This is a genomic window from Streptomyces sp. NPDC059900 (assembly GCF_050270335.1).
GTDB lineage: Bacteria > Actinomycetota > Actinomycetes > Streptomycetales > Streptomycetaceae > Streptomyces.
Genome location: NZ_JBNNJZ010000886.1, coordinates 1 through 2,362, shown reverse-complemented (window position 1 = coordinate 2,362; position 2,362 = coordinate 1). Strand labels below are relative to the sequence as shown.

Here is a 2,362-nt window from a genome sequence, read left to right as displayed (position 1 = left end):
CCGTTGCGGCGCATACGGGTCGCCAGGTGGTCCAGGCGGAAGAGGCTCTCCAGCTGGTCCGGGTCGGCCTCGTTGTTCTCCAGGTCGGTGATGAGGGTCAGCTGGCCCTCGATCAGGGACTGGTTGCGGCGCGAGAGGTTGGTGAAGATCGCGTTGATGTTGCCGCGGAGCAGTGCCTGCTCGGCGGCGAGCCGGACGGCCTCGCGGTGCACCTGGTCGAAGGCGCGGGCGACCTCGCCGATCTCGTCCGTGGAGGAGATCGGGATGGGCTGTACGCGGGTGTCGACGCGTCCGGGGTCGGTGCGCGAGAGCTGGTCGACCAGCATCGGAAGGCGCTGCTCGGCGATGCCGAAGGCTGCCGTACGCAGCTGGCGCATCGAGCGGGACATCTGGCGGGCCATGAGCCCGGCCAGGATGAAGGCGGCAAGCAGCGCGACCACGACGATGGCGCCGTTGATGTACGCGGTGCGCTGGGCGTTGGCGGCGATGTCCGACGCCTCGCTCACGGCCTTGTCGGCGAGGTCCGACTCGATGGTGCGGTACGCGTCGAACTTGGCGGTGGTGGTGGCCCACCAGGTCTCGGGCGTGATGCCCTTGCCCGCGAGGGCGACCCGGGCGCTGGGCTGCGTGCTCTCCAGCTGCGCCATGGCGGCGACCATGGCCTCCGGCGACGGCGGCGGCACGAAGGTCTCGCCCTTGGCCTTCGCGGCGGCCGCGGCCTGCTTGGCCTGCTTCTCGCCGTCGGCCTTCAGCTTCTTCTTCGCGGCTTCGAGCTTGGCGACGTCCTCGGGGGTGCCGCCGCCCGTGTACTCCTCGATGGCGATGCCCTCGAGGTAGGCGTACGAGGAGAGGGCCACGCGCTGCTTGGCGAGGCTGGAGGCGGTGGGGCCGGGCTTGACGAGCAGGTGCGTACCGATGGAGCGCTCGAGGGAGAGCGCGGCCTTGGTCAGCGAGATCGCGTAGACGGTGCGGCCGTAGCTGGTGATGTTTCCGGTGCCCAGACCGAGTTCGTTGGCGAACTCCATCAGGGGGTGCTGGATGGCGACGTAGCCCTCTTCGGTCTGCGCGCCGGAGAGCTTGGAGGTGTAGGCGGCCGCACGCAGGGACTGCAGGCCGGGCTCCACCTTGTGGAAGCCGTCGAGGCGGCGCTCGAGGCCTTCCTTCTGCGGCATGTTCTCGGCGGCGGCGTCAAACTCGGTCTTGGCCTCGTCGGTGGCCTTGCGGGCCTTCACGACGACCGGGTCGTTCTTCTTGCCGCGCAGGAGGGGGGCGGCGGTGAGGTCGCGCTCCTCGATGAGGCGGTTGCCGTAGTTCAGCGAGGCCTGCACGAGGCGGGCCGTGTTCTCGGCGTCCTGGGCTTCGCTCCAGGTGTCGATCGACGCCTTGACCTGGAAGCCGCCCATGACGAGGCCGACGAGCACGGGTATGAGGAGAATCGCGTTCAGGCGGGTCGGCACGCGCCAGTTGCGCGGGGACATTCTGCCGCCGGAGGGCGCCGGCGTTTCCATGCCCTGCACATCGGCGGGGGACGCCGCTGTGCGCGGCGGCGGGGTGAAGTTGCCCCGCGTGTCCCGCGTCTGCGGCGGTGCGGGGCTCGTCTTGCTTCGCCTCACTCGACCAACAACCTCTCGGCGGCGGGACCTGCTCCGGTCCCGCTGTCGTCTCCAAGGCCCGTGCTACTGGGCAGTTCAGCGCATTCCAGCACGTCAGGCGGTCCTCTACCAAACAGTGAGAAGCGCTTGTTCCGAGTGGTGTGAGCCTCAGATAAAACGGTCAAATAGAGCGAGCCCCGCCAAAAGGCGGGGCTCTCGTGCGCGCAGCGACACCGGATGACCGCGACGCGTGTCGGCGCCCGGCGAATTCTCTGTCGAAACGTTATGAACAGAGCGGTCATCCGTGTCAAAAGACACAGGCCGCTCTGTTGAATCTACGGCAACTGCCGTACTCCCTCGTCTACTTGAGTCGTGCCATAAGTGCGTGTTCGACCAGCGTGATCAGGCCACTCTTTGCGTCCGCACGGTGTCGTGCGTCGGTGGTGATGATCGGCGTGTTGGGGCCGATCTGGAGAGCTTCGCGCACTTCATCGGGGGTGTACGGCTGGTGGCCGTCGAATCCGTTGAGCGCGATGACGAAGGGCAGTCCGCTGTTCTCGAAGTAGTCGACGGCCGGAAAGCAGTCGGCGAGACGGCGGGTGTCCACGAGCACGACGGCGCCGATCGCGCCGCGTACGAGGTCGTCCCACATGAACCAGAAGCGGTCCTGTCCCGGAGTACCGAAGAGGTACAGGATCAGGTCCTGGTCCAGGGTGATGCGGCCGAAGTCCATGGCCACCGTGGTGGTGGTCTTGTCCCCGGTGTGGGTG

2 protein-coding genes are annotated in these 2,362 nt (G+C 67.7%); both read right to left on the bottom strand.

Features of this window, described 5'->3' with window-relative positions; translation table 11 throughout:
• The coding region (locus ACQKIP_RS45315; RefSeq protein WP_427745669.1) for a nitrate- and nitrite sensing domain-containing protein at positions 1-1,613 on the bottom strand (1,613 nt) is incomplete at its 3' end.
• 340 nt (positions 1,614-1,953) lie between these two features.
• Positions 1,954-2,362 (bottom strand): GTP-binding protein (locus ACQKIP_RS45310; RefSeq protein ID WP_427745668.1); only part of this gene is annotated, 409 nt, incomplete at its 5' end.